This is a genomic window from Actinomadura sp. BRA 177 (genome assembly GCF_013372625.1).
Lineage (GTDB): Bacteria > Actinomycetota > Actinomycetes > Streptosporangiales > Streptosporangiaceae > Spirillospora.
In genome coordinates this window covers 1-706 of sequence record NZ_JABXFD010000709.1, presented here as the reverse complement: position 1 = coordinate 706, position 706 = coordinate 1, and the positions used below count along the sequence as shown (strand labels likewise).

General features: G+C 79.6%; 1 protein-coding gene and 1 pseudogene. Both read left to right on the top strand.

Translation table 11 applies throughout. The features are described from left to right. A partial coding sequence (locus tag HUX53_RS38685; protein WP_176408232.1) for an ATP-binding cassette domain-containing protein occupies nucleotides 1-293 on the top strand: 293 nt, incomplete at its 5' end. Further along, a pseudogene (locus HUX53_RS38680) lies at nucleotides 290-706 on the top strand (thiol reductant ABC exporter subunit CydC); the annotation flags it as partial. The gene HUX53_RS38685 and the pseudogene HUX53_RS38680, both read left to right, overlap by 4 nt.

The following is a 706-nucleotide window of genomic DNA, read 5'->3' as shown; positions in this document are numbered from 1 at the left end:
GATACGCGACCCGGCTGGGTGAGGGCGGGACGGGGGTGTCGGCGGGTCAGCGGCAGCGGCTGGCGATCGCGCGGGCGTTCCTGGCGGGCGGGCCGGTGATGCTGCTGGACGAGCCGACGGCGCGGCTGGATCTGCACAGCGAACGGGTTCTGGTGGACGCGGCGGCGCGGCTCCTGGCGGGTCGGACGGCGGTGCTGGTGGCGCACCGTCCGGCGCTGCTGCGGGTCGCGGACCGGGTGCTGCGGCTGGAGGGCGGCCGGGTCGCCGGGCGGGCCCGGATGGAGGCGGCGTGAGGGGCGTGTGGGGTGCGGTCCGTCCGCACGTGGTGCGGCTGGTGGGCGCGGGCCTGGCGGGCGCGGCGGCGGAGCTGTGCGGGCTGGGCCTGATCGCGGCGGCGGCGTGGCTGATCGCGCGGGCGGCGCAGCGGCCGGAGCTGGCGGCGCTGTCGCTGGCGATCGTGGCGGTGCGGGGGTTCGCGCTGGCGAAGGGGTCACTGCGGTACGTGGAGCGCCTGGCCGGGCATGACGCGGCGCTGCGGGCGCTGGCGGAGCTGCGGGGCCGGGGGTTCGACGCGCTGGCGGCGGCGCGCCCGCGGGCGCGCCGCCGCCAGCGCCGTCCCTCATCCCCACCTGACGCTGCCGCCGCGGCGGACAAGGTAGCTCGGGGACGACGCCGTGCGCGCGCGACAGACAACGCACGCGCGCAG